Raw genomic sequence first — 23,645 nt, 5'->3', positions numbered from 1 at the left:
GGTTCAACGAGGAATTCCGGGGAAGGCAGCCTTGATCTTCAGGAAGAAGTATTCCTCGTCGCGGTAGCCGTAGGCCCTACGCTTGATGACCTTGATGGTGTTGTTGATGCCCTCTACGACGCTCGTGTTCAGCGGGTGCCGGCATCGGGCGATGATGCCGTGCCAATAGGCTTTCAGGCGCTGGGCGAACAGTTCGAGAGCCGGAATCCGGCTCTGGCTTGCCTGTTCACACCAATGCTCCCACGCCTTTTGCGCCCATCCCGGGCGGCGGTAGAACCACAGCCGCTTGAGCTCGTCTCTCAGGATGTAGACCGTCAGCAACGGCTGATTGGCCTGCAGCACCTCGTTCAGATGCACGGCTTGAGGGTCGCTCAGGTTCTCCTTGTTGCGCAGCAGTAGCCAGCGCGTGGACTTGAGTACCCGTCTGGCCGGACGGTCGTGCCGCAGGCGGTTGGCCTGATCTACACGGACCCGGTCGATCACCTCGCGCCCGTACTTGGCCACGACGTGGAAGAGGTCGAAGACCACCTCAGCCTGCGGGCAATGCTCGCGGATCTCCAGTTCATAGGCGGTCGTCATGTCGATGGCAACGGCCTCGATGCGCTCTGCCGCGCCTGCCGGGAGTTGCGCAAAGAAGGCGCGCGCCGTCTCGCGCGAGCGGCCCTGACCGATCCAGAGCACTTGCCGCCCAATCGGATCGACCACCACCGTCGCATAGCGATGGCCCTTGTGCAGCGCGAATTCGTCCATGGCCAGGTAGCGGATGCTGGACCAGTCCGGCTCGACGACTGCCTCGCGCAGGCGCGCCTTGTCGATCGTCTTGACGGTATGCCAGCCCAGGTCATAGAAAGCCGCCACGGCCTGCACCGTGCAGTGACGCAGCAACTGCCCGCAGGCCTGCGCCAGCCTGGCTGTGACACGCTGGTAGCGCCCAAGCCATTCGAGCCGCTCGAGTCGCGGCCCCCCGCATTGATCGCACCAGACGCGCCTGCGGGGGACATGCAGCACCACCCGGTACTCGAACAGCGGAAGATCGCGCACGCGCCGCACCACCGTTTCATGGACCTGCCGGCACTTCGATCCGCATTCCTCGCAGTACATGACCTTGCTGACTGGCTTCAAGTACAGCGCCAGCGTACGGCTCTCCCCTTCAGGCCATACCACCCGATCCAGCCTGTAGCCATCCCAGCAGCCCAAGGCCTGCAGCGTCTTCCGATCCAGCATCCCGTTCCTCAACAGCCGTCTTAACGGCCATTAGGATACGGAATGTGGCAATTCAGTCCCCGGAATTCTCCGAAGAACCTTTTTTCTTCCTGCTACGGCCCTCCTTTTGCAGGGTGCAGTTAGACACACAAAGTGCCGTACTACCGTCTTGCGCATCGGCGCTTTAACAGCTCCCAATCCAAGGCACATGCATCCGGCACTTGTTAAGTCATTCGGCGGTCTTTCGCTTCAAAGCTACATCCGCCACTTTCTTTTTGGACTCATCTTCCCGGCCATCTTCTACTGGGCGTGGAGCCATACCAATAGCCCCGCATCGATTCCGGCGATATTGTTCATTGCCCTCAGTTCGTTGCTGTATCCGTACTCCAGATTTGTGTACGAAGGCATCGTCGGCTACATCCTTGGGGAGAACGTGTTCTTTGTGAATGCCCTGATGATGCTGATCGCCAAATACATCACTATGGCGATGTGCTGGGCGTTCGCCATCTTCATCGCGCCCGTCGGTCTGCTTTATCTTTACTTCACTGCAAACAAGCGGGCATAAACCGGGCCGGTCACACCGTCGGCCTCTCAAGCAGGAATTCCAGTGCCCGCTCAAGCGGGCATCTTCATTTCCGCACCTACCCCGCGCCCGTCACGGCTCAACCGCCGCACCGCCTGCGGCGGCTGGCCAGTTGTCCGCACGAATGCCCGGCGCATGCGCTCCCGGTCAGTCAAGCCAACTTCCTGTGCGATGACGTCCAGCGACAGGCGTCCTTTCTCCAGCATCAGCCGCGCGGCTTCCACGCGCAAATGTTCCACTGCCTTGGCTGGCGATTGGCCGGTTTCCGCGCTGAATGCCCGGCTGAACTGGCGCGGACTTAGTCCAGCGACGTCGGCAAGCTCGTCGACGGTCAGCGCATTGCGCAAATTGGCGTTCGCGTAGTCGATAGCCTTCTGGATTCTGTCGGACTTCGGGTCCAGGTCGAGCAGCGTTGAAAACTGCGACTGGCCACCCGCGCGCCGGTGGTAAATGACCAGCTTGCGCGCGACCGCGCGCGAAACGTCCTGGCCGTGATCCTTTTCGATCATCGCCAGCGCCATGTCGATCGTCGCCGTCATGCCCGCGGACGTCCAGATCGGGCCATCGACGATGAAAATCTGGTCCTCTTCGACGAGGACTTTCGGAAAGCGGCGCTGCAAATCGTTGGCAAATCGCCAATGGGTAGTGGCTCGCCGGCCGTCGAGGACACCCGCATGCGCGAGGATGAACGCACCCGTGCACGGCGCCGCAATTCGCCGCGAAGTCTTCAGCGATTGTGCGACGAACGACATCAGCGCAGTCGACGCAATGTCGATCTCGATGCCGGACCCGAACATGACCGTGTCGAAGGTGGCGCCGCCGAAAGGCTGGGATTCGACGCGGATACCTGCCGACGACAACACCAGCCCGCCCTTTTCAGACAGCACCGTGACCTCGTACGCCCGCTCCTCCAGCACAGTGTTCGCCAGCTCGAACGCCGTGATTGCCGCCAGCCCCATCAGATAGAAATTCGGAAACACGACAAATCCGATCGTGTGCATGGGCACCCCAAAGTCATGACCTAAATTGACGGTATATATGACATTTGAGACACGGTCAACGGCGCATAAGATCCACTGACATCAGGCGCCTGGCGGCAGCAACCGTTGCAGCACACCGGCCCGCGCCCTCAACCGCACATCTGGCAAAGCACTTCGTATGGATCGTCGACTACTGATACTGGCACTCGGCATGTTCGCTATGGGGACCGACAACTTTGTCGTCGCCGGCATCCTGCCAGGCGTCGCGGCGTCACTGCACACTTCGGTCAGCCTGGCTGGCCTGATGGTCACGTGTTACGCGCTGACCTATGCGGTTGCGGCGCCAGTGATGGCAGCCGTGGCAAGCGGCTTGCCGCGCAAGCTGCTGCTGGTCACGGCGCTTGGCATTTTCGTGGTCGGCAATGCGATCAGTGCGCTCGCCACGGATTTGAGTTGGGTGCTGATGAGTCGGGTACTGGCGGGATTTGGCGCGGCCCTGTTTGCGCCTACGGCATTGGGCGTGGCGTCGGCGCTGGCTTCGCCGGAGAAACGCGGGCGCGCCCTGGCAACCGTCACCGCCGGCCTCACTGGCGCAACAGCGCTGGGATCGCCGATTGGCACATTTATCGGCGGGTTCGGAAGCTGGCGGACGACGCTCTGGTTCGTGACTGCCCTGGGCATCGTCGCGATGATCAGCGTCTGGTCGATGCTGCCATCGGTGCCACAGCCCCCAGCCGTAAAACTGCGCGAGCGGCTCGCACCAATGCGCGACACACGAATTGCGCTGACCTTGCTGACGTCGCTATTTGCGTTTGGCGGATTCCTGATGGTCTACACGTATGCAGGGGTTGTGCTGGAGCCGGTGACGCATGGCGACGAACGCATTCTTGCCGGACTGTTCCTGCTCTGGGGGGTTGCCGCTACGTTCGGCAACCTGCTGTCGGGGCGCCTCGTCGACCGCTTCGCCAGTCGCAACATCATCCACGCGATGCTGTGGATCGCCATCATCAATTTCTGTGCGTTGCCGTGGACGGCCGCGCATACAGGCAGCGCCATCGCCGCGCTTGTCGTCTGGGGTATCTGCGGCTGGGGCCTGATCGTTCCGCAGCAGCATCGGCTTGTGCAACTGTCCCCGCATGTCGCGCCGCTGGTGCTTGCTCTGAACAACACGGCCACCTACGTCGGACTTGCGTGCTCTGGCGTGCTTGGCGGCGTCGTGCTCCGGTCGATAGGCGTCCAATATCTGAGTTTCATTGCCGCCGCGCTGATCGCGATCGCTTTCCTTTTTGCCACTGCCGCGCATCGTCGCATCGAGCAATCTCCGATGCCGCGTCGCGCCACAGCCGTCCGCGAACCCGAGTCCGCCTGATGCGCGAGCAAGCCGCGCTCGCCCCTACCCCTTCCTCAGATAATTCACCAGCCGATCGATCACTGGTGCGTTCCTGGGCGTAATCAGGCTGACAAGAATCGCTGCGGCAAAACCCGCGGGCACACCGAAGGCGCCCGACGCAATCGGGTCCACGCCAAACCATCGATTGCCGAAGATGCCGGTCATGCGCGTGAAGAACGGGTAGTTCACAAAGATGTAGTACACCGCCACCGCCAGGCCGGTGGCCATGCCAGCGACCGCGCCCGCGGCCGTGGTACGGCGCCAGAAGATGGCCAACACCAGTACCGGAAAAAAGCTCGATGCTGCAAGCGAGAACGCCGCGCCGACCAGGAACAGGATATTCCCCGGCCGTAGCGATGTGACGTACGACGCGAACAGCGCCACGCCCAGCAGCACCACCTTGGCCGTGGTCACGCGACGTTGGTGCGATGCCTCGCGATCGATCATGTGGTAGTAGACGTCGTGCGACAGCGCGTTGGCAATCGTCAGCAGCAAACCATCGGCAGTGGACAAGGCAGCGGCCAGTGCGCCAGCGGCAACCAGCCCGGAAATCACGTACGGCAAGCCCGCGATCTCAGGGGCGGCCAGTACGATCATGTCGGGCTGGATCAGGATCTCGGCCCATTGAACGATGCCATCGCCGTTGATATCGCGGATACCAAACACGGGCGGATCCACCTTCCGCCACTGCACCACCCACTGGGGTAATTCGGCATACGGCGTGCCAACCAGATGCTGGAAAAATTCAACCTTGACCAGCGCGGCGAGCGTCGGCGCCGAGACATAAAGCAGCGCGATGCAGAATACCGCCCACGCCACTGAGTTACGGGTTTCCTTGACCGACGGCGTGGTGTAAAGGCGTGTCAGGATGTGTGGCAGGCTCGCGGTACCCACCATCAGGCAAAACACCAGCAGCACGAAATTGAGCCTGCGCGTCTTGCGCTCCTGCTCAGATGCGGCGGGATATGGTTCGGTCGATGGCGTCGCGGGTTGGCTGCGGGCCAGCGCTTCTTCGCGCAGCTGGTTCCACTGCTGCAGCGCATCCGCCGCATCGGCAGGAAACGCCTGCCGCTCCCGCTCGACCGTCTTAATCTCACGCAAGGGCGCATTGCGGGCACGCAGTTCAATCAGCCGGGCATCCAGTGCCTGGCGCTCTTCGTTGAATGACTGCGGCAGCCGCGCAATGCGATTCTGCAGGTCGATGGCCTGCTGCCGGAACAGCTCGCGCACCTGCTGCTCGGCCGGATCGCGATCCAGCCGTTTTTCCTCGATGTCTATCCGTTGCAACAGGCTGCCATAGCCGATCTGCGGCAGCACCTGGTGATGATGCTTCCACGCGATCAGCGACACCGCGAGCAGGAACGCCACGATCAGCATGATGTACTGCGCCACCTGGGTCCACGTCACCGCGCGCATGCCGCCCAGGAACGAACACACGAGGATGCCGGCCAGCCCGAAGAACACGCCGACCGCGAACTCCACGCCGATAAACCGCGTGACGATCAGACCCACGCCCTGAATCTGCGCCACCAGATAGACGAACGAACACAGCGACGCAGCCAGCACGGCAATGGCGCGCACGGGCAGGTTGCCGCCGGGCTTGCCGTTGCCGTATCGCGCCGCCAGGAAATCGGGAATCGTGTAGCCACCATACTTGCGCAGGTATGGCGCCAGCAGGAACGCCACCAGGCAGTAGCCGCCCGTCCACCCCATCACGTAGGCCAGCCCTTCGTAGCCCGAAGCGAAGATGATGCCGGCCAGGCCGATAAACGATGCCGCGCTCATCCAGTCCGCGGCGATCGCCATGCCGTTGAACATGGCCGGCACGCGGCGGCCGGCCACGTAGTACTCGTTGAGGTCCGACGTGCGGCAAATCAGCCCGATACAGGCATAGATCGCTATCGTGACGAACAGGAAGACATAGCCCAGCCAAAGCGCGTCGGCGTTGGAATGTTCGAGCAGGCCCATCATGCCGACGAAGCCGAACAGGCCAAGCGTGAACAGGCCGTAATACAGCATCAGCCTGCGGCGGAAGCGCGACTGGGTGTCTGGCATCAGAAGAAAAAGCGGGCAAAGAATGCATTGTGCCCGCACCGGACGGCGCCGGGGCGGGCACAACAGGGGTCACGCCAGCGAGTAGCGTGCATGGATGGTGTTACTGGGCCTGCTTCAGCTGATCCAGGATGGCCGGGTTTTCCAGCGTCGAGGTGTCCTGCGTGATTTCTTCACCCTTGGCCAGCGAACGCAGCAGACGGCGCATGATCTTGCCCGAGCGCGTCTTCGGCAGGTTGTCGCCAAAGCGGATGTCCTTCGGCTTGGCGATCGGACCGATCTCCTTGCCCACCCAGTTGCGCAGTTCGGCGGCGAGCTTAACGGCTTCTTCGCCGGTGGGACGCGAACGCTTGAGCACCACGAATGCACAGATGGCCTCGCCGGTGGTGTCATCGGGGCGGCCCACCACGGCGGCCTCGGCCACGATCGGGTTCGACACCAGCGCCGATTCGATCTCCATCGTGCCCATGCGGTGGCCCGAGACGTTCAGCACGTCATCGATGCGACCCATGATCGTGAAGTAGCCCGTCTCCTTGTCGCGGATCGATCCATCGCCGGCCAGGTACAGCGTGCCGCCCAGTTCCTCGGGGAAGTAGCTCTTCTTGAAGCGGTCCGGGTCGCCCCAGATCGTGCGGATCATCGACGGCCACGGACGCTTGATCACCAGGATGCCGCCACTACCATTCGGCACGTCCTGGCCGGTCTCGTCGACGATGGCGGCCATGATGCCCGGCAGCGGCAACGTGCAGGAACCCGGCACCAGCGGTGTGGCGCCCGGCAGCGGTGTAATCACGTGACCGCCGGTTTCGGTCTGCCAGAACGTGTCGACGATCGGGCAGCGTTCGTTGCCGATGTTCTTGTAGTACCACATCCAGGCTTCCGGATTGATCGGCTCGCCCACGGTGCCCAGCAGACGCAGGCTGGACAGGTCGTACTGCTTCGGGTGGATTTTCTCGTCGGCCTCGGCTGCCTTGATCAGCGAACGGATCGCGGTCGGCGCCGTGTAGAAAATGCTGACCTTGTGGCGCTGGATCATTTCCCAGAAGCGACCGGCGTTCGGGAACGTCGGCACGCCTTCGAACACGATCTGCGTGGCGCCGGCCGCCAGCGGGCCGTAGGCGATATAGGTGTGGCCGGTGACCCAGCCGATATCGGCGGTACACCAGAACATGTCTTCGGGCTTGACGTCGAAGGTCCAGCGCATCGTCATCAGCGCCCACAGCAGATAGCCGCCGGTGCTGTGCTGCACGCCCTTCGGCTTGCCCGTCGAACCCGAGGTGTAGAGCACGAACAGCGGATGCTCGGCGCTGACCGGCTCGGCCTCGCAGTGGTCGGGCTGACCCGCGGACACGTCTTCCATCCAGAGGTCGCGGCCTTCGGCCCACGCCACCTTGCCACCGGTACGGCGATAGACGATCGAATGCTTGACGGCTTCGCAGCCGCCCAGCGCCAGCGCCTCGTCGGCAATCGCTTTCAGCGGCAGTGCCTTGCCGCCGCGCATCTGTTCGTCGGCGGTGATCAATGCCACGGCGCCCACGTCCACCAGGCGTTCCTGCAGCGACTTGGCCGAGAAACCGCCAAATACCACCGAGTGCGTGGCGCCGATCCGCGCGCACGCCTGCATGGCCACCACGCCTTCGACCGACATCGGCATGTAGATGACCACGCGGTCGCCCTTCTTGATACCCAGCGCCTTCAGCCCGTTGGCAAAGCGGCTGACCTTTGCCAGCAGCTCCTTGTAGCTGACGCGCGATACCGTGCCGTCGTCGGCTTCGAAAACGATGGCGGTCTTATCGCCAATGCCCTTTTCGATATTGCGCTCGAGGCAGTTGTACGACGCATTGAGCTGGCCATCCTCGAACCACTTGTAGAACGGCGCGTTGCTCTCGTCGAGCACCTTCGTGAACGGCTTGTTCCAGTGCAGCAGCTCGCGGGCGTGGCGCGCCCAGAAACCTTCATAGTCCTTTTCGGCCTCGGCGCAGAGGGCGTTGTATGCCTCCATGCTGGGGATCGCGGCGTTCTTCGAGAACGACTCAGGGGGATTGAAAACGCGATGCTCCTGCATCACCGACTCGATGGCGGACATGGGTTGTCTCCTGGTTTGGCTTTGACTGCTTTGGGTGCAAGGTACGCCCGGCGCCTTACTTAAACCTGACGGTCGCACGCATCATCACTGCAGCGGATGCTGCGATGCAGCAGGTTTAGATGAGACGAGGTACGGGAGACTGGGGGCACAAGTGCAGTCGGCTCTACTAAGTTAGCACAGCTATAATGCGCCGGACCCAAATACCTGAATGCGGCGTACGCCCTTTCAGTCAGCTTGCGGCGCATTGCCTGGGCGCCGCGCCCGGCCCGCCAGGGCAGACCTTTCAGCGCTCGCGCCTTGCCCATTCACGCTCTCCTGTTGATCGCCGCGATGGCCCTTGTCGGTAGCAATGTCGGCCTGGGTAAATCGATCATCGCCGAAGTGCCGGTGCTGCTGTTTGCGCTGCTGAGATTCCTGATCGCCATCGTTTGCCTGTCGCCGTGGTATCGGCCGTCGCGCATGCGGCAAGTGTCGCGCGGTGAATGGCTGAACCTGTTCCTGATGGCGTTCTTTGGCACGTTCATGTTCACGCTGCTGATGCTCGGCGGCGTGCGGCTTACCAGCGCCGTGGCAGCGGGTGTGATCACCAGCACGATTCCAGCGACGGTGGCCATCCTGTCTTGGTTGTGGCTGCGCGAGCGATTGTCGCGGCGGACCGTGGCTTCGGTGTTGCTCGCGGTGGCCGGCATCGCCGTGCTCAATATCGCGCGCGGCAGCGGGCATGGCGCAGCGGGCGCTGACAGTGGCAACGCCATCATCGGCAACCTCATGATCCTCGGCGCGGTGCTCTGTGAATCGATCTACGTGATTCTGTCTCGGCGCCTGTCGCAAACGCTGGCCGCCATCGAGATCTGTGCCTACACCCATCTGATCGGCGGCGCCCTGATGCTGCCGCTGGGTATCGTGCCGCTGCTGACATTCGACTACGCCACCGTGAGCGCCACCACCTGGGCCATGCTGCTCTGGTACGCGCTGTCGGCCAGCGTGTTCTCGTTCTGGCTGTGGATGAAGGGCATCCGCCATGTGCCGGCGCAGTTGGCTGGCGTATTCACCTCGGTGCTGCCGGTGGCGGCGGCGGTCTACGGCATCGCGGTGCTGGGCGAGCAGCCCGGCTGGGCCCACGGCGTAGCGCTGGGCTGCGTGCTGGCCGGCATCGCACTGGCCAGTTGGCCGGGGCGGCTGGCAAGGCGGGCGTTCGACAGGCAGCCGCGCTAACCAATCGTTACCGGCCTGTGCTGTCAGGTGTCATGGGGTGCACGGTACAATCAGCGCCCGCCTTGATTGTCTTGTGACATTTACATTTTTCCGGCACCGTCTATGGCCCAATACGCCCCGCAACGCTCCGCCCCACTTCGCCCTATTCCTCGCATCATCTTTGCCTCGCGCTGGCTGCAACTGCCGCTCTACCTGGGCCTGATCGTTGCGCAGGGCGTCTACGTGTATCACTTCCTGGTCGAGGTCTGGCACCTGGTGTCGCACGTCACCACCTATGACGAAACCAAGATCATGCTGGTGGTGCTGGGCCTGATCGACGTGGTGATGATCTCGAACCTGTTGATCATGGTGATCGTTGGCGGCTACGAAACCTTTGTGTCGCGGCTGGGTATCGACAACCATCCCGACGAGCCGGAGTGGCTCGATCACGTCAACGCGGGGGTCCTCAAGGTCAAGCTGTCGATGGCGCTGATCGGGATTTCGTCGATCCACCTGCTGAAAACCTTCATCGACGCGGAGCAGCGCAGCCCGCACACGATCATGTGGCAGGTCATCATCCACGTGGCTTTCCTGGCTTCCGCGCTGGCGATGGCGTGGGTGGACCGGATGGTGTCCCATCCGCACGCGGCGCCGGGACATGGCGCGCCCGGCACCGATGGTGCGGCGCAGCAGGCACACTAGTCGTTCTTCCTCGCCGGGGTGATGTCTTCGCCCCGCACCGAACCCCGACAAAAGGTGTCGACGGCTGTATGCAACCCGTACAGCCGTCGCCGCCACGGTGTATCATCCCGGGCTGTGTTTCACCGCTGCCCTCCCCCCACAAAATGACAGTCATCAAGCAAGAAGACCTCATTCAGAGCGTCGCCGACTCGCTGCAGTACATCAGCTATTACCACCCGATGGACTACATCACCAGCCTGGGCCGTGCCTATGAGCTGGAACAGAGTCCGGCCGCCAAGGACGCAATTGCCCAGATCCTGACCAACAGCCGCATGTGCGCCGAAGGCAAGCGCCCGCTGTGCCAGGACACCGGCATCGTGACGATCTTCGTCAAGGTGGGGATGGACGTGCGCTGGGACGGCGCTACGATGGGCCTGTCCGACATGATCAACGAAGGCGTGCGCCGCGGTTACACGCACCCGGACAACGTGCTGCGCGCATCGATCGTCAGCCCGCCCGAAGGCGCCCGCAAAAACACCAAGGACAACACCCCGGCCGTGATCCACTACGAGGTCGTGCCGGGCAACACCGTCGACATCCAGGTAGCCGCCAAGGGCGGTGGCTCGGAAAACAAGTCGAAGTTCGTGATGCTGAACCCGTCCGATTCGATCGTCGACTGGGTGCTGAAGACCGTGCCGACGATGGGCGCCGGCTGGTGCCCGCCGGGTATGCTCGGCATCGGCATCGGCGGCACCGCCGAAAAGGCGATGGTGATGGCCAAGGAATCGCTGATGGAACACATCGACATTCAGGACATCATCGCGCGCGGCCCGCAGGACTGGATCGAAGAAATGCGCGTGGAACTGTACGAGAAGGTCAACGCGCTGGGCATCGGTGCGCAGGGCCTGGGCGGCCTGGCCACCGTGCTCGACGTCAAGATCATGGCATCGCCCACGCATGCCGCGTCGAAGCCCGTGGCAATGATCCCGAACTGCGCAGCCACGCGCCACGTGCACTTCACGCTGGACGGCAGCGGCCCCGCCAAGCTGGAAGCGCCCGACTTGTCGGCCTGGCCGAAGGTGGAGTGGGCACCGAACACCGAGACGTCCAAGCGCGTGGACCTGAACACGCTGACGCCGGAAGAAGTCGCTTCGTGGAAGCCGGGCCAGACGCTGCTGCTGAACGGCAAGATGCTGACCGGCCGCGACGCCGCGCACAAGCGCATCGCCGACATGCTGGCCAAGGGCGAGAAGCTGCCCATCGACTTCACGAACCGCGTGATCTACTACGTCGGCCCGGTCGATCCGGTACGTGACGAAGTGGTTGGCCCGGCTGGCCCGACGACGGCTACCCGCATGGACAAGTTCACCGAGACGATGCTGTCGCAGACCGGTCTGATCGCGATGATCGGCAAGGCCGAGCGCGGCCCCGTGGCGATCGAATCGATCCAGAAGCACAAGTCGGCCTACCTGATGGCCGTTGGCGGTGCCGCCTACCTGGTGTCGAAGGCGATTCACGGCGCGAAGGTGCTGGCCTTTGAAGACCTGGGCATGGAAGCCATCTACGAGTTCGACGTCAAGGACATGCCTGTGACGGTGGCCGTGGATAGCTCGGGCACATCGGTGCACAAGACCGGCCCCGCCGAGTGGCAAGCCAAGATCGGCAAGATTCCGGTCGCCGCGGCCTGATCGGCTACTGCTGTCCGGCTCCCCTCTCCCGCCTGCGGGAGAGGGGTTGGGGGAGAAGGCATTGCGGTTCGAATGGCGATGTAATTTCGCTTGAGCTGCGTGCCTTCTCCTCCGCCCCTCTCCCATGCATGGGAGAGGGGAAGAACCTCCTCCCTCTCCCGCGCGCGTGAACCCCTCCCCCATCGGCATCTTCGACTCCGGCCTTGGCGGCTTGTCCGTCCTGCGCGAAGTGCGCGCCATGCTGCCGCACGAGTCGCTGATCTACTTTGCCGATTCGCGCTACGCGCCTTATGGCGAAAAGCCCGAGCACTTTGTGGAGGCGCGCACGCTGCAGGTCTGTGAGTGGCTGGTGGCGCAAGGCTGCAAGGCCCTGGTCATCGCTTGCAACACGGCCACCATGCACGCCGTGCAGACGCTGCGCGAGCGCCTGGCAGTGCCGATCATCGGCGTCGAGCCGGGCCTCAAGCCCGCCGCATCGATCAGCCAAAGCAAGATCGTTGGCGTGCTGGCCACGGCCAATACGCTCAAGAGTGCCAAGTTCAATCGGCTGCTGGCGTCGCTTGCGCAGGAAAGCCGCTATCTGTGCGCGGCGGGTCATGGGCTGGTGTCATTGATCGAACAGGGCGATATCTCCAGCGCGGCAATCCGCGAGAAGCTCGCCGCGTATCTGCTGCCGATGCTCGACGCGGGCGCGGATACGCTCGTGCTTGGCTGCACGCACTACCCTTTCCTGTCGGACACGATCCGCGACATGGTGGGCAGCCGGCTCACGCTGATCGACACCGGCACCGCCATCGCGCGCCAGCTTGCACGCAAGCTGGCCGAGTTCGATATCGCCGCGGCCCCGGATGCGGAGCCGACGGTGCGCTATTTATCGACCAAGGACGCCGCGCATCTGCGCGACATGGCATGGTCGCTGCTGCTGGTGGAAGCCAGCGCCGAGACCGTGACGATCGAACCGGCGCCCGCCATCGACATCACTGCATGAAGCCGACGGGCTTGTGATTCCGCACGTCCGGCTTTACGGCATGTTCCTGCCGTAGCTGCGCCAGAAATTCGTCCGGCGTCAGCGCTTCTCCCAACACCACCGACTGGCGCTTGACCGTGGCGAAATCGCCCGGCGTCAGGCAATCCATGCCATTGAGATCGCGTCGAATGGCATCGGTCATGCGACTGGCATCGCCATCGAGCGCTTCGTCGACGAACATCGTCTCGCGCTGCGCGGGCTTGAGCGGCAGAAAGCGGATCTTGAACGAAAACCGCCGCAGCGCCGCCTCATCGATCCGGTCGAACAGATTCGTGGTGCAAACGAAGATGCCGTTGAAGCGCTCCATGCCCTGCAGCATCTCGTTGACTTCCGACACCTCGTAGTTGCGCACGGCCTGCTGGCGGCTTTGCATGAAGCTATCCGCTTCATCGAGCAGAAGCACGGCGCCATCCTCTTCGGCACGCGCGAACATCGCGGCGATTTGCTGCTCGGTCTCGCCCACGTACTTACTCATCAGATCGGACGCGCGGCGGATCATCAGCGGCAGGTCCAGCTCGGCGGCAATGTGTTCGGCGAGCGCGGTCTTGCCCGTGCCGGGCGGCCCATAGAAACATAGCGTGCCACGCTGGCGAGCGCCCAGCGCCTGCACGATCTTGTCCACGGCGTAGCGCGTTTCCAGGTTCAGGTTGTCCAGCCGATAGTGGGTGACGACGGGCCGCGCCTCCGCTTCGGGGCGCAAACCCATCGCACGGTCGGCATGTTCAAGCTGCCTCAGGATCAGCGCTTCCACAGGTTCATCGACATCGGGCCGTGCCAGCTCCACGAAGCGCGCCGCCGATTGCACCTGCGCCGGCGTCAGCGTCTTGCGCGCGGCCAGCGTTGCGATAAAGCCATCGCTGACCGACAGGTTGCCCAGGTGCTTGCGAATGATGTTCTCGCGCACTTGCGGCGGCGGAATCTTCAGCTCCAGATGAAACTGGAAGCGCCGCAAATAGGCCGGATCGATCTGACGAATCGAGTTCGAAATCCAGATGACCGGCACGGGATTCTGCTCGAGAGTCTGGTTGACCCATGCCTTGCCGTTGACGGAGGCGCGCGTGTCTTCCTGGCCAAACAGACTCATCAGTTCGCGCGCGCTGCCGGGAAACACGTCCTCGACTTCATCGAACAGCAGCGCCGTGCGCGGACGCCCGCGCAGAAAGGCCTGCGACACCTGCAGCGACCGGTAGCGATCCTTGCCCGACAGGCTGTTCCCGTCGCGGTCGAAGCAGTCCACCTCGTAGAGTTCGCAGCCGGCCTCGCGCGCCACCAGTCGTGCGAACTCGGTCTTGCCGGTGCCCGGCGTGCCATAGATCAGCACGTTCACGCCGGTCGCATTCTGCCGCGTGGCGTTGCCCAGCAACGCGGTCAGGTAGCGCGCATCGGTCTCGACATGCGGATAGTCGCTGGTGCCTAGCGTGGGCGGCGCGGCGGGGCGGGTAAAGACCGCCATCATCTCGGCCTCGCTCGCGTAGTTGCCAAGCAGCACGTGCAGCAGGCGGTCGGACAGGCGCATCAGATCGCCCAGATCCGTCACGCTGTTTTCGGGCAGCGGCTGTTCGATCAGGTTCAGCGTTTCCAGGCGCGATCCCGGCCGCAGCGAAGCCGCGATATCGGAGGGCGTGGCCCCCGTCAGCCCCGACAGGATCTGGAAGGCTTCCTGACTGTGCGCGACCTTGCAATCGACCATCACCGCGCGCAGATCGCGCTTGTATTTGGCCAACGCCGCATAGAGCAGCAGCTTGCGCTCGTGGTCGGGCAGGTTCAGCACGTGGCTGAGCATATCGATATTGCGCACCAGCAGTACGCGTTCGCCATCGAGCCGCGCGGCAATCGCCGCCGACGATGCGGCAAACACCGCGAACATGTCCTTGGCGTGGTGCTTCACGTATTCGTCGAGGTAGTAAAACAGCGCGCTTTCGTCGAATGCGCTGTTCCACTGGCCGTGGCGTTCCAGGAAGTCCTCGGGCGACAGGCGCGACGCGCCCTTCCAGGCCGGCATGTCAGCGCAGCGCGCGGACAGAAAGCGCTGCACGCGCAGCACCACGCCGTACGGCCACACCATCTCCTGTGCGCTGACAGTGAGCACGTCATTGATATTGCTGCGCAGGTTGAAACGCGGCCCGAGCGCGCAAACCACACGCAACGCGAATTGGGCACACATCCAGTCGAGCGCCGAGGTACCCACCGCGCCGGACGAGGCACGCAGTAGCGTGTTGCGGTCGTCCATCATGCGGTCGTCTTCAGCAAAACGGGTGAAATCCATGCTGGTTCCCTTCGCACAGGGCGTTGGGGCGCGTCCGGACCGCGGGGAGCGCCTTGCCTGTGCCGTGTCTGCCGCTAACTGGGGATTCCTTTTAATCGTAGCGCGGTTTTCCACGAGTGGGGCATCGGCGGCATGCGGCGGCGCGGCGTGGCCCACGTAACGCAAAGCCGGCATCCGCCCCGAATTGCTGCGGAACACGCAATGAAGCACGCGCAGAATACCTTCACGCATTGCACAATGTGCAACAAATAAGAATCATTATCGTTTATACTACTGCGCTGATACGCTGCCCAAGAGTGGCGCTCCCCCTGTAACCGGTTACTTCACAGCTGTGTTTCTTTGGAGCGTTATCATCATGGAATTGCTACTGAGCCTGCTGGTCGGATGTGGAATCTCGCTGATCCTCTTCTACCGCAAGTGATTGCGCCGTAAGGCGAGCACCTGTTGTTCCTCTCATGTTCGATCAACGATTTTTCAAGATCACCATCGCAGTCCTGCTGTTCCACGCCGGACTGCTGTACCTGATCCAGAGCGGGTTGGCTCGCAAGCTGACGGAAGCCATCGTCGCCCCCGAGATCATTGCCCGCATCATTCCGATGGAGCAGCCCAAGCCAGAGCCGCCTGCTCCCGAACCTCCCAAGGCGCAACCGACGCCACCCAAGCAGGTGAAGGTGGTCACGCCGCGCCCGACGCCGCCGAAGCCGCAACCGACGCCCACAGCAGTGGCCAACCTGCCGCCGACGCCGAACGCCATCGAAGCACCGCCGGCTCCGCCTGCCCCTCCGGCACCGGAACCGCCTTCCCCGCCACCGGTGGCGGCCAACTCCGCACCGCGCGCGGTTGGCATTGGCGAAATGGCATGCTCGCAACCGACACCCGTGTATCCTCGCCAATCACAGCGCATGGGTGAAACGGGCACCGCGACGATCCGACTGAACTTCGATGAGAAGGGCCAGGTCATCAAGGCAGTGGTCTCCAAGTCCAGTGGCTCGGACCGGCTCGACGAAGCCGCGCTAACGGCCGCCAAGGGAATCCGCTGCAAGCCCTATGTGGAAAATGGCCGCGCCGTGGCCGCGACCGCACAGCAACCGATCAAATTCGAGCTGAACTGATTTCCCGGAATTTTCCGATACCCTAAACACAGACACTTTCAGGAACCACCATGCAGGACCTCGGACTCTCACACCTCTGGTCGCAAGGCGATTTCGTCATGCGCGCGACCGCCATCATTCTGCTGATCATGTCGCTGCTGTCGTGGATCGTGATTCTCACCAAGGCGTGGGATCTGGTCCGCCTCAAGAAGATGGCGCATGGCGCCGAAAAGCGCTTCTGGCACTCGGACGACTTCGACCACGCGCTCGATACGCTTGGCGCCAGCGAATCCAACCCGTTCCGCACGCTGGCCGTCACCGGCAAGGAAGCCGCGCAGCATCACCGCGCCAGCCAGCCGCAACTGCATGACGCACTGGATATCTCGGACTGGCTGACCCGCTCGCTCAAGAGCTCGATCGACGAAGCCGTGGCCCGCATGCAATCGGGTCTCGCAGTGCTGGCCTCGGTCGGTTCGACCGCACCTTTCGTCGGCCTGTTCGGCACCGTGTGGGGTATCTATCACGCGCTGATCGGCATTGGCGCATCGGGCGTTCCGACCATCGACAAGGTGGCTGGTCCCGTGGGTGAGGCCCTGATCATGACCGCCTTCGGTCTGGCCGTGGCCATTCCCGCCGTGCTGGGCTACAACGCGCTGAGCCGCGGCAACAAGGGCGTGATCAGCAAGCTGAACCGCTTTGCGCACGACCTGCACGCCTACTTTGTGACCGGCGCCCGCGTGCGTCCGACCTCCGCGACCCGTGCCGCCGACGATGCGTCGATGCGCCTGGCCGTCAAGAACTGAGCGCGGATTCGTCGCGCCCAAAGGAAAGCATCATGGCATTCGGCACTCTCGACGGAGACGATGACGAGGTGATGAGTGAGATCAACATGACGCCACTGGTGGACGTCATGCTGGTGCTGCTGATCATCTTCATCATCACGATTCCCGTCATCAACCACGCGGTCAAGATCGACTTGCCGCGTGCAACGAACCAGCCCAACGACACAAAGCCGCAGAGCATCAACGTTTCCGTGGATGCCCAGGGCAAGGTGTTCTGGAACCAGGAAGCCGTGGACGAGGCGCAGCTGGAGCAACGCATCGCGGAAGCCGCCCAGCAGCAGCCGCAGCCTGAGCTGCACCTGCGTGCCGACCGCGAAGTGCGCTACGAGCGCGTGGCTGAAGTCATGGCCGCCGCACAGCACGGCGGCCTCGGCAAGATCGGCTTCATTACCGAACCGAAGCACTGATCGGCTGCATCGTTTCGCGATAGAAAGGGCACCCTGCGGGGTGCCCTTTTTGCTTTTGCGAGAAGCCTGCGGTACGCCACGTCCGGCGGTGAATCGACGTCAGCGTAGCAATGATTTCGTCACAGATGTAACTTCACTCCAAGTTACTTGTAATGATAACGGTTCTCATTTAAGATCTTGTTCATCGTGATTCGCACCGGCGAATCCAAGCAGACATCCCGTCCAGACGGAACACTTCGAACGGAGAAGACCATGAGCACCTTGAGCCTGCCGCTGTCGCAACCGCGTGAAGTCACGCGCCGCCGCCTTTCCCTGCGTCGCGTGGAGGTTGCCCCGCAGGCCCGCCGCGAAACGGCCGGGGCATCGTCAGCACTGGAATCGGTCAAGTCGGCCGTTGCCGCCCTGCCCGCCCGCCTGGAAGCGCTGATGCGCCAGGCGCCGGCCAGCAACGTCGACGCCCAGGCCGTGCCACTGGAAGCCATCATGCAAGGCGCCACGACGCTGCCAATCCTGCATAACGGCGACGTCTATACGCTGCGCGTGACGCGCTACGGCAAGCTGATCCTGACCAAGTAACGCGGGATCGCCTGCGAGCTTTGTAAAGACTTTTGTGGGGACCACCCGCCAACGGGTGTTGGGCAGTAGCCAGACGATCGGAACCCCAATCAGGCAAGCATTCCAAACCCCTTGCCCGACTGGCCGATGCCAGCCATGCCATCTTTTTATTCCGCCCCGCAGGCATTGCGCCTGCGGGGCTTTTTACTATGTGTCTGCCGCGCTAAGCCGTAGAGACCAAGGACGATCAGATACCAAGGGCCGCGATGCCGGCGCGCGCAATCTGCGCGTCTTCAGTCGACTTCACACCCGACACGCCAACAGCACCCACCACTTGGTTACTCACGACGATGGGTACACCACCCTCGAGCATGCCGTGCAGCACAGGCGCCGTCATGAACGAGTAGCGGCCATTGTTGATCATGTCTTCGTAGATCTTCGATTCGCGACGGCCCAGCGACGCCGTGCGAGCCTTTTCCGTGGCGATGTAGGCCGAGATCGGCGCCACGCCATCCAGGCGAATCGAGCCGAGCGGATGACCACCGTCGTCGACGACAACAATCGTGACAGCCCAGTTGTTGGCCTTGGCCTCGGCCTCGGCGGCGACCAGCACCTTTTTCACGTCATCAGCCGTCAGTACGGTTTTTTGCTGCATACCTCTCTCCATCGTTCAGGGTTGAGGCCGCAGTATATCGCGCTCAACCCCGGCAAAATGGCGCAATACCGGCCGCGCGAAGTTGAAACTGCTTCACCTGCGAGCGGCTTGACGCTCATCTTCCACCCTGCTCTGATGCACAGCGTCCCAATGCAAAAAGGCCCGCATCGCTGCGGGCCTTCCGTTTTGCGTTATGGCCTGCCTGATCCGGAATCAGGCCCCGTCGGTGAACGAATCGCGGCGATCGGTAACACGCGCCCCATCCGAATACACGTCGCGCTGTCCCGTGACGCGTGCACCGTCCGTATAAACGTCACGGTTGCCAATGCGTGCGCCGTCGGTATAGACGTCGCGCGTATCGGTAGCTCGCTGGCCACCGCTATAGATATCGTTTTTTACCGGCGCGGCGAATGCCGACGCCGAGAGCGCGGCGAGCGCACCAATTGCTGCGATGGCCGCAAGACGTTGTTTGAATGCCATGTGAATCCCCTTGTTCTGTTTGACGACGGGCGCCGCGCCATCAGGATGCAATTGCAGGAGGCGTTGCTGTGGGAGCGGCGTCACGTGAGGCAGTTTAGGGGGAAACCCCTAGGTCAATATCCAGATCGCTTGACTGGTCGCATCAAAAACTTTGAGCGATGAATTTCAAGGGGAACCAACACGCGCAATCTTCCACCACCGGGTACGAAAGAATTCCGGCCTTGATGAGCGCAACGCAACGCGCGGCAAAAGAAAAAGCCCCAGATCGGGGCTTTTTCTGACAAACAGCTTTCAATGACTCGCTTACGGTACCCGCTTAGTGGTGATGACCGTGGCCGTGGCCGTGGCCATGACCGTAGTAGCCACCGTGCCCACGCCAACCCGGGCCATAGTAATAACGGGGGCCACCACCGTAGTAGCGTGGCGCGCCGTAGTACACCGGTGCAGGGCGAACAACTACCGGCGGCGGGCCGTAATAAACCGGAGCCGGAGCCACAACCACCGCGGGAGGCGGTGCATAGTAGGCCGGTGCCGGCGGGTAGTAGGCGGGACCGCCCACCACGACGCCCGGAACACCGATCGCCACGTCGACGTTCACACGCGCCATTGCAGCGCCAGACGCCAGCGCGGCGGCCACACCGAATGCTGCGAACAACCAACGTTTCATGATCGTGCCTCTACGAGTTAGGAGGATTCCTGATACTCACTATTGTACGAGGTCACGGAATTGCAGGTGAAACGGCGGTATCGACATTGTTACTGGCGGTAACAGCGGGATCACAAATGGCAGGTGTTGTATCCGGCTTGCTTCCTGCGGTCGAAGCCACCACAATACCGGGCTTGCCGTGCGGTCGTGGAGAAATTGGTAGACTCAGCAGACTTAAAATCTGCCGCCTTTCCGGGCTTACGGGTTCGAGTCCCGTCGGCCGCACCAACGCTCTCCAGCTATCCGTTGCCGGAACCGATTCACACCAGAATCGCACAGAGCGCAGCGCCCACCACCATCAGGAAGACGAACAGCAAGCCCGCCAGAGCCAGTGGCTTGCGGCCAGCGCGCAGCAGATCGCCAATCCGTGTGTGCAGGCCAATGGCGAGCATTGCACAGGCCAGCAGCCAATTGTCCAGCGCGGTCAGCGCCGGCTTCCAGGTCACCGGCACCAGCGCGGCGGAATTCAGCGCCATCACGGCAACGAAACCCACCGCAAACCACGGGACAGAGCGCAGCAGCCCCTTCAGGTTCCGCGTACCACCCGCTTCCTGCGACCAGCTCGTGCGCGGCCACAAGGCCATCACCAGCAGCAGCGGACCCAGGGCCAGCACTCGCACCATCTTCGCTACCACTGCCGCATCGGCAGTGGCATCGCTCACCATCTTGCCCGACGCGATGACCTGCGCCACCTCATGCAGCGTGGCACCGGTAAAGATGCCGAAAGCGCGCTCGCTCACCGCGAGATGCCAATGCTGCGTGGCGAGTTCATACATCCACGGGTAGAGCAGCATGCCGAAGGTGCCGAACAGCACGACCGTCGCCACGGCAACGGCCGTCTGGCGGTCATCGGTGCGCAGCACCGACGACACGGCGATGGCTGCCGCAGCGCCACACACCGCGCTGCCGGCGCTTACCAGAATCGCCTCGCGGCGGCTCAGGCCGAAAAACGACGAACCCACCCAGGTACCAAACAGCAGCGTTGCCACCAGCATCAGCAACGGGACGATGACCCCACCCACGCCAAGTGCCGCGATTGCACCAAACGTCAGGCGAAGGCCATATAGGGCAACGCCAAGCCTGAGCATGTGATGGCGTGCCACCTGCATGCCCGGCGCCAGCGGCGTCAGCCAATGCTTGGGCATCGTATTGGCAGCGATCATCCCGGCAAACATCGCCAACGTCAGCGCCGACAGGCCGTATTGCGAGATGGCCGGATGACCGGCCATCACCTGGGCAAGCCAGGCAATCGCGCCAAGGGGGATCAGCGTCAGGATGCGCTTGCGCCACAGCGTGAGCGTGGACGGGGCAATGGCAACCGGGATCGAATGTGGGGCAGGAGCCGTGGACATGGCAGCGACGAGTTCTTTGTTCGATGCCTTGCAGCGTACGCACCCGTAGCTAACCCGTAAAACGGGTAATATCGTTATACCTAATTTGTTTTATCGATAAGCCTATGGACCAGCGTCCGCTCCGCCTGACCCTGCGCCAGCTGCAAGTGTTTGTTGCCGTCGCCCAGCACGGCAGTACAACTGCGGCGGCGGATGCGCTGGCCATGTCCCAGTCGGCAGTCAGCGCATCACTGGCCGAGCTGGAACGTGCCTTGAACGGCGCACTATTCGATCGCGTGGCGCGCCGACTGGCGATCAACGAGGCCGGGCGCCAGTTTTTCCCGCGCGCGCTATCACTGCTGGACCAGGCCCATGAACTGGAGCGGTTTGCGTCAGAAGGCGGCGTTCAGTTGCGGATTGCTGCCAGCAATACGATCGGCAGCTATATCTTGCCGGCGCTGCTGGCTGGCTTCCGTAACGCCCAGAGCGGCCCATGCACGCTCGACCTGCGTATCGGCAACACCCAGGACGTGCTGCACGCCCTGCTCAAATTCGAAGTCGACATCGGGCTGATCGAAGGCACCAGCCATGAGCGCGACCTGCGTAGCATGCATTGGTGCGACGACGAAATGGTGGTAGTTGTCGGGCCGACGCACCCGCTGGCGATGACCGCGGACCGCCCGGAGATATTGCACGAGATGCTGCGGGAAGCCGACTGGATCGTGCGCGAACCAGGCTCCGGCACGCGCGAAATCATCGAGGCGAGGCTGGTGCCGGCGCTCGGCGCTCTGCGCTTCGCGCTGGAACTCGGCAATGCGGAAGCTATCAAGCGCGCAGTGATGAGTGGATTCGGCGTCAGTTGCCTGTCGCTGCACGTGGTGCGGGACGAAATCGAGCGCGGACTGCTTGTGACGCTGCAAAGCGGCCTGCCGCGTGTGATCCGCCCCCTTCAGCTGGTGGTACATCAGGACAAATTTCCCACCCAGGGGCTGCTCGCCTTTACCGAATACCTGCGTGGCGCGGCCCCGGTTCAGGCTGGCTGAGGATCGCGCTGCCCATCACCATCCAGACGCGCGGAGTAGCGGTCAAGCAGATGGAACAACACTGGATTGAGCAGGATCGACAACAGCGCACCAGCGAGAATCAAGGCCTGCCCACGCTCTGGAAGAATGTTCAGGTAGACGCCAAGGCTGGCCAGGATAAATGAGAACTCGCCAATCTGCGCGAGGCTCACGGCGATGGTCAAACCCACGCGGTGGCTGTGTCCGAAAACTCGCACGATTGCCAGCGCCGCCAACGACTTGCCGACCAGAATGATCAGCAGCGTTGCGAGCACGCCCCAAGGATCGTTCACGAGCACCATCGGATCGAACAGCATGCCGACCGAGACAAAGAAAAGTACTGCGAATGCATCGCGCAATGGCAGCGACTCTTCGGCGGCACGATGGCTGAACTCCGACTCCGCCAGCACCATGCCGGCAAAGAACGCGCCGAGCGCGAACGACACACCGAATAGCGAATAGGCGCCAAACGCCACGCCCAGTGCGACGGCTAGCACGCCGAGTCGAAACAGTTCCCGGCTGCCCGTCCAGACAATGCGCTCGAGCATCCACGGAATGAAGCGCCGGCCGATCACCATCATCACCACAACGAACGCCACCACCTTGCCAAGCGTCGAGAGAATCTCGATCAGCACATCCATCGTTGCGGGTGCCGCCTTGGCCTCACCCTCCCCGCCGCCAAGCAGACCGGCCATTGCAGGCAGCAGCACGAGCGCAAGCACCATCGCCAGGTCTTCCACGATCAGCCAGCCCACGGCGATACGGCCTTGCTGCGATTCGATCAGGTCACGCTCCTGCAGCGCGCGTAGCAGCACGACGGTACTGGCGACCGACAAGGCCAGGCCATACACGAGTCCCTGCCCCCAATGCCAGTCGAAGCCCCAGGCAACCAGCATGCCCAAAGCCGTTGCAATGCTGATCTGCACGATCGCGCCGGGAATCGCGATCTTCTTCACGGCCATCAGGTCCTTGACGGAAAAATGCAGACCCACGCCAAACATCAGCAGAATCACGCCAAGTTCGGCCAGTTCCGGCGCCAGCGCCTGGTCAGCCGTGTAGCCGGGCGTGTGCGGCCCCACCACGATCCCGGCGCACAGATAGCCAATCAGGGGCGGCAGCCGAAACTTGTTGGCGATGGCCCCGAGAATAAACGCCAGCACGATGCCGCCGACAATGGTGCTGATAAGCGGGGTGGCGTGCTGCATGCGTTGGGGCTCCTTTCCGGTTGCCTGATGATCTGGGTGATGCCACTGAGTCGCCCACGCGCCAACCGCTACACCGCGCGCATTGGCACGCCGGGAGCGGGGTAACACATGAATCGCTGGTGGTACGGGAAGAGCGGCCGCGGACTGTGGGGAGCACGACAA

21 protein-coding genes and 1 tRNA gene are annotated in these 23,645 nt (G+C 62.8%); 12 read left to right on the top strand and 10 right to left on the bottom strand.

Features of this window, described 5'->3' with window-relative positions; genetic code table 11:
* Nucleotides 1–3 precede the first annotated feature (3 nt).
* The gene (locus tag AC3FLX_RS05935; RefSeq protein ID WP_488694692.1) at nucleotides 4–1,224 is read right to left on the bottom strand and encodes an ISL3 family transposase; all 1,221 of its coding nucleotides are present in this window, start codon (nucleotides 1,222–1,224) and stop codon (nucleotides 4–6) included.
* Between the two features lie 187 nt (nucleotides 1,225–1,411).
* Here AC3FLX_RS05935 and AC3FLX_RS05930 point away from each other — a divergent pair, with 187 nt between their 5' ends.
* Nucleotides 1,412–1,768 carry a hypothetical protein gene (locus tag AC3FLX_RS05930; protein ID WP_488694690.1) on the top strand — a complete coding sequence of 119 codons (357 nt, stop codon included), beginning with the start codon at nucleotides 1,412–1,414 and terminating at the stop codon, nucleotides 1,766–1,768.
* Nucleotides 1,769–1,818: 50 nt separating this feature from the next.
* On the opposite strand, the gene AC3FLX_RS05925 is transcribed toward AC3FLX_RS05930, so the two are convergent.
* Complete coding sequence (locus AC3FLX_RS05925; protein WP_488694688.1) at nucleotides 1,819–2,787, bottom strand: GlxA family transcriptional regulator; 969 nt, start codon at nucleotides 2,785–2,787, stop codon at nucleotides 1,819–1,821.
* A 157-nt stretch (nucleotides 2,788–2,944) separates the two neighbouring features.
* On the opposite strand from AC3FLX_RS05925, the gene AC3FLX_RS05920 reads away from it, so the two are divergent.
* Nucleotides 2,945–4,135 (top strand): MFS transporter, encoded by a 1,191-nt coding sequence (locus AC3FLX_RS05920; RefSeq protein WP_488694686.1) that lies wholly within the window; start codon nucleotides 2,945–2,947, stop codon nucleotides 4,133–4,135.
* A 24-nt stretch (nucleotides 4,136–4,159) separates the two neighbouring features.
* Here the strand turns inward: AC3FLX_RS05920 and AC3FLX_RS05915 are convergent, their stop codons facing one another.
* Together AC3FLX_RS05915 and acs are read right to left on the bottom strand one after the other, a co-directional pair.
* Nucleotides 4,160–6,211 (bottom strand): VC_2705 family sodium/solute symporter, encoded by a 2,052-nt coding sequence (locus AC3FLX_RS05915; protein WP_488694684.1) that lies wholly within the window; start codon nucleotides 6,209–6,211, stop codon nucleotides 4,160–4,162.
* Nucleotides 6,212–6,311: 100 nt separating this feature from the next.
* Nucleotides 6,312–8,294: an acetate--CoA ligase gene (gene acs / locus AC3FLX_RS05910; RefSeq protein WP_488694682.1), complete on the bottom strand. Its 1,983-nt coding sequence runs from the start codon at nucleotides 8,292–8,294 to the stop codon at nucleotides 6,312–6,314.
* 297 nt (nucleotides 8,295–8,591) lie between these two features.
* Between acs and AC3FLX_RS05905 the strand changes: the two genes are divergently transcribed.
* From AC3FLX_RS05905 to murI, 4 genes are all read left to right on the top strand, one after another.
* Entirely contained in the window at nucleotides 8,592–9,509 is a 918-nt protein-coding gene (locus AC3FLX_RS05905) for a DMT family transporter (protein ID WP_488694680.1), read from the top strand.
* A gap of 102 nt (nucleotides 9,510–9,611) precedes the next feature.
* Nucleotides 9,612–10,190 (top strand): TIGR00645 family protein, encoded by a 579-nt coding sequence (locus tag AC3FLX_RS05900; RefSeq protein ID WP_488694678.1) that lies wholly within the window; start codon nucleotides 9,612–9,614, stop codon nucleotides 10,188–10,190.
* Between the two features lie 143 nt (nucleotides 10,191–10,333).
* Entirely contained in the window at nucleotides 10,334–11,857 is a 1,524-nt protein-coding gene (locus AC3FLX_RS05895) for a fumarate hydratase (protein ID WP_488694676.1), read from the top strand.
* A gap of 166 nt (nucleotides 11,858–12,023) precedes the next feature.
* Nucleotides 12,024–12,845 (top strand): glutamate racemase, encoded by an 822-nt coding sequence (gene murI / locus AC3FLX_RS05890; protein ID WP_488694674.1) that lies wholly within the window; start codon nucleotides 12,024–12,026, stop codon nucleotides 12,843–12,845.
* Here murI and AC3FLX_RS05885 read toward each other — a convergent pair.
* On the bottom strand, nucleotides 12,835–15,150 hold the full coding sequence (locus AC3FLX_RS05885; protein ID WP_488694672.1) for an AAA family ATPase: 2,316 nt from the start codon (nucleotides 15,148–15,150) through the stop codon (nucleotides 12,835–12,837). The two genes, murI and AC3FLX_RS05885, sit on opposite strands and share 11 nt — an antisense overlap.
* Nucleotides 15,151–15,605: 455 nt before the next feature.
* On the opposite strand from AC3FLX_RS05885, the gene AC3FLX_RS05880 reads away from it, so the two are divergent.
* From AC3FLX_RS05880 to AC3FLX_RS05865, 4 genes are all read left to right on the top strand, one after another.
* Nucleotides 15,606–16,262, top strand: coding sequence for an energy transducer TonB (locus AC3FLX_RS05880; protein WP_488694670.1), 657 nt, complete (start codon nucleotides 15,606–15,608; stop codon nucleotides 16,260–16,262).
* Between the two features lie 50 nt (nucleotides 16,263–16,312).
* Nucleotides 16,313–17,044 (top strand): MotA/TolQ/ExbB proton channel family protein, encoded by a 732-nt coding sequence (locus AC3FLX_RS05875; RefSeq protein WP_488694668.1) that lies wholly within the window; start codon nucleotides 16,313–16,315, stop codon nucleotides 17,042–17,044.
* Nucleotides 17,045–17,076: 32 nt separating this feature from the next.
* Nucleotides 17,077–17,490 (top strand): ExbD/TolR family protein, encoded by a 414-nt coding sequence (locus tag AC3FLX_RS05870; RefSeq protein ID WP_488694666.1) that lies wholly within the window; start codon nucleotides 17,077–17,079, stop codon nucleotides 17,488–17,490.
* A gap of 252 nt (nucleotides 17,491–17,742) precedes the next feature.
* Complete coding sequence (locus tag AC3FLX_RS05865) at nucleotides 17,743–18,066, top strand: hemin uptake protein HemP (RefSeq protein WP_488694664.1); 324 nt, start codon at nucleotides 17,743–17,745, stop codon at nucleotides 18,064–18,066.
* A gap of 226 nt (nucleotides 18,067–18,292) precedes the next feature.
* On the opposite strand, the gene AC3FLX_RS05860 is transcribed toward AC3FLX_RS05865, so the two are convergent.
* From AC3FLX_RS05860 to AC3FLX_RS05850, 3 genes are all read right to left on the bottom strand, one after another.
* Nucleotides 18,293–18,700 (bottom strand): heme-binding protein, encoded by a 408-nt coding sequence (locus tag AC3FLX_RS05860; RefSeq protein ID WP_488694662.1) that lies wholly within the window; start codon nucleotides 18,698–18,700, stop codon nucleotides 18,293–18,295.
* Nucleotides 18,701–18,913: 213 nt separating this feature from the next.
* Complete coding sequence (locus AC3FLX_RS05855) at nucleotides 18,914–19,180, bottom strand: hypothetical protein (RefSeq protein WP_333682293.1); 267 nt, start codon at nucleotides 19,178–19,180, stop codon at nucleotides 18,914–18,916.
* Between the two features lie 316 nt (nucleotides 19,181–19,496).
* Entirely contained in the window at nucleotides 19,497–19,847 is a 351-nt protein-coding gene (locus tag AC3FLX_RS05850; RefSeq protein WP_488694659.1) for a hypothetical protein, read from the bottom strand.
* A 180-nt stretch (nucleotides 19,848–20,027) separates the two neighbouring features.
* Here AC3FLX_RS05850 and AC3FLX_RS05845 point away from each other — a divergent pair.
* Nucleotides 20,028–20,114: transfer RNA gene (locus tag AC3FLX_RS05845), tRNA-Leu, on the top strand.
* Nucleotides 20,115–20,146: 32 nt separating this feature from the next.
* On the opposite strand, the gene AC3FLX_RS05840 is transcribed toward AC3FLX_RS05845, so the two are convergent.
* Nucleotides 20,147–21,238 carry a YeiH family protein gene (locus AC3FLX_RS05840; protein WP_488694657.1) on the bottom strand — a complete coding sequence of 364 codons (1,092 nt, stop codon included), beginning with the start codon at nucleotides 21,236–21,238 and terminating at the stop codon, nucleotides 20,147–20,149.
* A 104-nt stretch (nucleotides 21,239–21,342) separates the two neighbouring features.
* On the opposite strand from AC3FLX_RS05840, the gene AC3FLX_RS05835 reads away from it, so the two are divergent.
* Nucleotides 21,343–22,260, top strand: coding sequence for a LysR family transcriptional regulator (locus AC3FLX_RS05835; RefSeq protein ID WP_488694655.1), 918 nt, complete (start codon nucleotides 21,343–21,345; stop codon nucleotides 22,258–22,260).
* Here the strand turns inward: AC3FLX_RS05835 and AC3FLX_RS05830 are convergent.
* Nucleotides 22,248–23,483 (bottom strand): cation:proton antiporter domain-containing protein, encoded by a 1,236-nt coding sequence (locus AC3FLX_RS05830; RefSeq protein ID WP_488694653.1) that lies wholly within the window; start codon nucleotides 23,481–23,483, stop codon nucleotides 22,248–22,250. The two genes, AC3FLX_RS05835 and AC3FLX_RS05830, sit on opposite strands and share 13 nt — an antisense overlap.
* Nucleotides 23,484–23,645 lie beyond the last annotated feature (162 nt).

It is taken from the genome of Cupriavidus sp. 291-E7, assembly GCF_057798835.1.
The sequence above is the reverse complement of the archived record's forward strand: the minus strand, read 5'-3'. Positions and strand labels throughout refer to the sequence as shown.